Origin of the sequence: Sporolactobacillus inulinus (assembly GCF_006539285.1) — a bacterium.
Taxonomy (GTDB): domain Bacteria; phylum Bacillota; class Bacilli; order Bacillales; family Sporolactobacillaceae; genus Sporolactobacillus; species Sporolactobacillus inulinus.
Window position 1 is genome coordinate 1 of sequence record NZ_BJMS01000145.1, and the last position, 5,147, is coordinate 5,147.

The 5,147-nt window shown below is 40.6% G+C and carries 4 protein-coding genes and 1 pseudogene; 4 read left to right on the forward strand and 1 reads right to left on the reverse strand.

The features are described 5' to 3' along the window. The 4 genes from SIN01_RS13875 to SIN01_RS13890 form a co-directional block, all read left to right on the forward strand. Window positions 1–533, forward strand: a 533-nt coding sequence (locus tag SIN01_RS13875) for a sodium:proton antiporter (protein WP_280530770.1), incomplete at its 5' end; no start/stop codon positions are given. A 33-nt stretch (window positions 534–566) separates the two neighbouring features. After that, window positions 567–854: a hypothetical protein gene (locus SIN01_RS13880; RefSeq protein WP_029548077.1), complete on the forward strand. Its 288-nt coding sequence runs from the start codon at window positions 567–569 to the stop codon at window positions 852–854. 71 nt (window positions 855–925) lie between these two features. Continuing rightward, on the forward strand, window positions 926–2,206 hold the full coding sequence (locus SIN01_RS13885) for an ArsB/NhaD family transporter (RefSeq protein ID WP_010023451.1): 1,281 nt from the start codon (window positions 926–928) through the stop codon (window positions 2,204–2,206). Window positions 2,207–2,498: 292 nt separating this feature from the next. Next, window positions 2,499–4,052 (forward strand): ClC family H(+)/Cl(-) exchange transporter, encoded by a 1,554-nt coding sequence (locus SIN01_RS13890; RefSeq protein ID WP_010023452.1) that lies wholly within the window; start codon window positions 2,499–2,501, stop codon window positions 4,050–4,052. A 760-nt stretch (window positions 4,053–4,812) separates the two neighbouring features. Here SIN01_RS13890 and SIN01_RS13895 read toward each other — a convergent pair. Continuing rightward, window positions 4,813–5,147 (reverse strand): annotated as a pseudogene (locus tag SIN01_RS13895) (IS30 family transposase); the annotation flags it as partial.

The window sequence follows — 5,147 nt, forward strand, 5'->3', positions numbered from 1 at the left end:
CAACGATCGCACTTTTTGGTGCTTTTCTGCTCTTATTATTTACAGGGGAGAAAGTACTTGAGAAAGCTCTAAGTTCAGTGGAATGGACAACGATCTTTTTTTTTCTCGGTTTATTCGTACTGGTCGGCGGTCTGATTGAAACCGGAGTAATGAATCATTTAGCTCAGTTAGTGATTAATCTGACTGGTGGTGACTTGAGAACGACATCATTTCTGATTCTATGGTTGAGCGCTGGTGCTTCAGCATTTGTTGATAATATTCCGTTTGTTGCGACAATGATTCCTCTGATTCAGAATATGGGGCGGATGGGTATCAGTAATCTGGAGCCAATATGGTGGAGTCTCGCATTGGGTGCATGTCTTGGTGGAAACGGAACCCTTGTTGGTGCAAGTGCCAATTTGATCGTTGCCGGACTTGCAGGAAGAGAAGGACACCCCATTTCATTTCTGCGGTTTATGGGAATTGGCTTATTTGTTATGATTCTTTCCGTCACCATGGCAATGGGCTATATCTTTTTGCGCTATTTGATTTAAGGGATAGAGAAAATTGAAACTGGAGTGAAACAAATGGAGAAGTTGTTTTACATGGTTAATAATGAACTGATTACGTTAACAGAACATAGAAATGAAAATGATTTTGAATTTTTGATTCACACGAAGACAAATGAAGCAGCTGATCGCTTGCGGAAACTCAGGGAATTTTTTGATAGTGATCGGGTTTATACGGATATTCTATTCTATGCACGGAAAGATCATGAGTATCAGGTGATCGTTCGAAGGGATGTTTACGTTCCTTTTGTTGTTCATTTGTTACAGCTTCAGCTCCTCAAATCTGTTGAGTGGCGGACTGTATAATTCAAGGATCACAGAAAACAGAGACAAAAGCTTCATGGTGAGAGAACATGTAAAAGAAGGGACAGGCAGATATGGGGAATGAAGCTTTTTTAGCCATTGGGATTTTTGTGTTTACATACGGATTTATTATTGCGGAGAAAATTCATCGAACAATCGTAGCCATGATTGGCGGAGCGCTGATGATCTTATTCGGTATTGTCAGCCAGCACACTGCGATTGAACATATTGATTTCAATACACTTGGCTTACTCATTGGTATGATGATTATCGTGTCGATCACAGCCGAGACCGGATTATTTAATTTTATTGCAATCTTGGCTGCAAAGATTGTAAAAGGCCGCCCACTTGCGCTTCTTATTGTTTTTTCTTTAATTACCGCGATTGGCTCATCTTTTCTTGACAATGTAACCACCGTTCTTTTAATGGTGCCAGTGACTTTCAGTATAGCCAGACAGTTAAAAGTGACTCCGATTCCGTTTTTAACTTCGGAAATCCTAATGTCCAACATTGGTGGAACAGCAACAATGATCGGTGATCCACCGAACATCATGATCGGCAGCTCGGTCAAATCCCTAAGTTTTATGGACTTTATATCTAATCTAGCACCGATCATCATGGTCATTATTGTTGTTACAGTTCTTTTGCTTTTGTTTATTTATCGCCGCCAGTTGCACACAACTGCTGAAGCGCGGGCGAGGATCACTGATCTGGACCCAGGCAGCGAGATTGTCAATCGCAGATTGCTCATTAAATCGCTGCTTGTCTTGTTCCTGACTATTACAGGTTTTTTTCTCCATCAGACACTTGGCATTGAGACGGCGACTGTTGCACTTTTTGGTGCTTTTCTTTTACTGCTTTTAACTGGCGAAAATTATCTTGAAAGAGCACTGAGCAAAGTAGAATGGACAACCATCTTCTTCTTTGTCGGTTTGTTCGTGCTGGTTTCCGGATTAGTTGAGACTGGCGTCATTACTAGGTTTGCTCAGTCGGTAATTGATCTGACCGGGGGTCAATTATTGCCCGCTTCATTTCTTATCCTGTGGATGAGCGCGTTTGCCTCTGCCTTCATCGATAACATTCCGTTTGTGGCGACGATGATTCCGGTGATTCAGGATATGGGAAACATGGGTGTTCGTAATTTGGAGCCACTCTGGTGGAGTCTTGCACTGGGGGCCTGTCTTGGGGGTAATGGTATGCTGATTGGTGCCAGTGCCAACTTGATTGTTGCCGGCCTTTCTGGAAAAGAGGGTTATCCGATTACGTTTATGAAGTATATGAAAATTGGACTACCAGTCATGATTCTGTCAATTGCAATTTCAAGTGCGTATATATATTTAAGATACTTACTATAAAGTTCTGACAGATTGTCTCAATTCTTCACTTGTCGCTTATTTTCGTTATAATTAAAAATGAAACACCAACAAATCAAATAAACTTTTGGTATTTGTTTTTTATCCTGATCATAGTTTATTAAAAGAGAAGAGCCAACGATTTCCTTATCAACATTCATTCTCAATGTGTAAAGAAATGCGACCTGCGCTAATGCTTGGACATTAAACCGATAAATAAATTCAATGATAATTAAATTATGAGAATGGGTGTCCGATAGAAAAAATGTGCTTACCGAGAGAGTGAGATTGACTTTTGAGACGAAATAAAGAAAAATCAGCATTTGATGCCACACGCTTATTATTTATTCTAAAAGGATTAGTTGTTGGCATCCTGACGGGATTTGTAGTCAGTCTTTTTCGTATATTAATTGAGTTCTCGTTACATTTATGGACAAAATTGTATCAATTCATTCCAGATCATCCATGGACCGTTTTTGTGGCGATATTTATAAGCTCATTGTTGGCACTCCTTATTGGCATTATCGCCAGATCTCAGCCCAATATTATGGGATCTGGGATTCCACAGGTTGAGGGACAATTAGCGGGGGATCTGGAAATGAACTGGTGGCAGATCCTCTGGCGCAAATTTATTACTGGTGTTCTGGGGATAGGCGCAGGTCTTTTTCTGGGACGGGAGGGACCTTCCATTCAGTTGGGTGCTGCTGTAGGTCAAGGTATTGCCCAAGGATTGAAAAGTACTGGAATATCACGTCGAGTTCTGATTGCCAGCGGTTCTGCTGCCGGACTGTCTGCGGCGTTTAACGCACCGATTGCTGGCACATTGTTTGTACTTGAAGAAGTCTATCATAATTTTTCACCATTTGTCTGGATGGCTTCCCTCGCCGGAGCCATTGGTTCTGATTTTGTCTCATCGAACTTTTTTGGCTTAGTACCCGTATTGCACATCAGTTACTCACGTAGCTTTCCTCTTTATCTGTATTGGCATCTTATTTTACTGGGAGTTGTCCTTGGTCTGTTTGGCTTCCTCTACCAAAAAGTTTTGCTAAAAATGCCTCAATGGTATGAACGATTTATCAAGCTTCACAGGTATTTTCATGGCCTCGTTCCTTTTCTCTTGGTCATCCCGATCGGAATAATGTGGCCGCATACCCTGGGTGGAGGGAATACCATTATTCTTGGAATGGGTAATGTGACCCCCGGATTGACGATTTTATTAGGATTATTTGTGCTTCGTTTTATTTTTTCAATGATTTCTTATGGTTCCGGGTTACCAGGGGGAATTTTTCTGCCCATTCTTTCTCTTGGAGCCATTCTGGGTGCCATATACGGTACAGTTATGTCTGACTTAGGATTACTTCCTAACATCTACATTATGAATTTAATTATTATTTCAATGGCTGGTTATTTTGCCGGGATCGGTAAGGCACCATTTACCGCAATCATCTTGATTACTGAGATGGTTGGATCGCTCGAACACTTAATGCCTTTGGCCCTCGTCTCCCTGATCGCTTATCTTGTCGTTGATCTCCTTGGTGGGGCTCCTATTTATGCATCACTGCTTGCTCGATTAAATCTGGGGAAGAAACTAAATGAATTGAGCGGACGAAATGATCATTTGGAGATACCTGTTTTTCTTGGCAGTGATCTGGATGAACAACAGGTTCGTGATGTAAATTGGCCAAATCATAGCTTGCTTATATCCATTCATCGAGGGGAACATGAGATTATTCCACATGGCGACACGATGATCCGGTCGGGAGATACATTGATTTTGCTTATTGATCATAACGAAATGAGTGTAGTCCGAAAAATTATTTTAAAGATGAGCAGATCACAAATGACCTGACGAATCGGTACGGTTTAGGCTCATTATTGTCTATCTCTTGCTGATATATATTATTTGTTGTAGAGGGGAAGATATATCGATTAACACTAAGAAAGATAAAAGGACAATAATTAAAATCTCAACTTTCTAGTTCTGGCTGGTAAGCCTTGATATAGTCGGGCAGTCTGTCAATCCATTGCTGGAGTTGACAAGTGATTCAATTTTAATAAACGGTTTTGCTTTTTATCTAGGGCTTGCTGAACATTAAAAATGTACTGATACCGCAGGACTTTAAGGCACTCTTGTCGAATAAATGTGCAGGGTAATAAACCGTTGTTCGGGCAATTCTGTACAAAAAATCTTGCAGATGGAGCGACTCAATTGTACGAATATCAGGAACATCAAATGATTTTGCCTGAAGATTTTTTCCTTCCTTTCGGAGGGTGTAATTATCAATTGAAAAATCCCCCAACCTTATATTTGATCGTTCTAATCAAGTAAAATAAAAAGACATAAATCCTATTCAATGTAGGATCTATGTCTTTAAAAAGAAAACATAAATTGTGCCCAATTTTTAAGCTGAATTTCTTCAAGGAATATTCATTTTGGATTCCGGATAAATTCCGGATCACGTAGTTCCAAAATGTTGATAAATACTTGATATACCAACAATTCAGAGCTTCATCAAACACGGACACCGTCTCCATATTAACCATCCGATACTAGATGGTGGAGCACCCGAAAATCCCTTTGTAGAGGGATTTTTTAATACCTTGAATTGTCAAACTAAGTGCAACGCCTGATTATAAAAGACCTCAAAAGGAGTCTTCAGCCTAAACATTTGCGAGGTCGGTGATTTAATTCGTTCACAGCATGTGCGATGGACGCATCGCTGTCCTGGCGAAAGTCATGTCCTTTAGGGAAATATTCTCTTAGTAGTCCATTAGTGTTTTCGTTACTTCCTCGCTGCCAAGGCGCATGTGGATTGGGAAAATAAAAAGTCATGCCGCATGCCTTAGCGACTTGGTCATACCAAGCAAATTCTTTGCTACGATCGGGAGTTACGGTCAGCCGCTGATGTCGAGGCAATGGGGAGAACAGTTCAATTAATTTCTT

Coding starts and splice junctions, on each gene's coding strand:
- SIN01_RS13880 (WP_029548077.1), top strand. CDS start 567: ATGGAGAAGTTGTTTTACATGGTTAATAATGAACTGATTACGTTAACA.
- SIN01_RS13885 (WP_010023451.1), top strand. CDS start 926: ATGGGGAATGAAGCTTTTTTAGCCATTGGGATTTTTGTGTTTACATAC.